This window comes from Klebsiella sp. HMSC16A12 (assembly GCF_001808265.1).
In the GTDB taxonomy this organism is placed as follows: domain Bacteria; phylum Pseudomonadota; class Gammaproteobacteria; order Enterobacterales; family Enterobacteriaceae; genus Klebsiella; species Klebsiella pneumoniae.
Genome location: NZ_KV792580.1, coordinates 1 through 547, shown reverse-complemented (window position 1 = coordinate 547; position 547 = coordinate 1). Strand labels below are relative to the sequence as shown.

1 rRNA gene is annotated in these 547 nt (G+C 52.7%); it reads right to left on the bottom strand.

Annotated elements, in window-relative coordinates:
• Window positions 1-25: 25 nt before the first annotated feature.
• A 16S ribosomal RNA gene (locus HMPREF3140_RS09410) occupies window positions 26-547 on the bottom strand; the annotation flags it as partial.

Sequence of the window (547 nt, the reverse complement as noted above, 5' to 3'; positions counted from 1 at the left end):
CACTACAAAGGCAGGTTCTTTAAGGTAAGGAGGTGATCCAACCGCAGGTTCCCCTACGGTTACCTTGTTACGACTTCACCCCAGTCATGAATCACAAAGTGGTAAGCGCCCTCCCGAAGGTTAAGCTACCTACTTCTTTTGCAACCCACTCCCATGGTGTGACGGGCGGTGTGTACAAGGCCCGGGAACGTATTCACCGTAGCATTCTGATCTACGATTACTAGCGATTCCGACTTCATGGAGTCGAGTTGCAGACTCCAATCCGGACTACGACATACTTTATGAGGTCCGCTTGCTCTCGCGAGGTCGCTTCTCTTTGTATATGCCATTGTAGCACGTGTGTAGCCCTGGTCGTAAGGGCCATGATGACTTGACGTCATCCCCACCTTCCTCCAGTTTATCACTGGCAGTCTCCTTTGAGTTCCCGGCCGGACCGCTGGCAACAAAGGATAAGGGTTGCGCTCGTTGCGGGACTTAACCCAACATTTCACAACACGAGCTGACGACAGCCATGCAGCACCTGTCTCACAGTTCCCGAAGGCACCAA